Genomic DNA, 255 nt, shown 5'->3' on the forward strand with positions numbered 1-255 from the left:
CTTGACGTTCGTTCCGAAGAACTCTGCAAACTCTAGAAAGGAGGTGATCCAGCCGCACCTTCCGATACGGCTACCTTGTTACGACTTCACCCCAGTCACGAATCCTACCGTGGTAAGCGCCCTCCTTACGGTTAAGCTACCTACTTCTGGTAAAACCCGCTCCCATGGTGTGACGGGCGGTGTGTACAAGACCCGGGAACGTATTCACCGCGACATGCTGATCCGCGATTACTAGCGATTCCAACTTCATGCAGT

Annotated in this window: 1 rRNA gene; it reads right to left on the bottom strand. The window is 53.3% G+C overall.

Annotated features, from left to right (window positions below):
* Positions 1-36 precede the first annotated feature (36 nt).
* Positions 37-255: ribosomal RNA gene (locus tag GTP44_RS26980) — 16S ribosomal RNA — on the bottom strand; the annotation flags it as partial.

The organism is Duganella lactea (genome assembly GCF_009857505.1).
GTDB lineage: Bacteria > Pseudomonadota > Gammaproteobacteria > Burkholderiales > Burkholderiaceae_D > Rugamonas > Rugamonas lactea.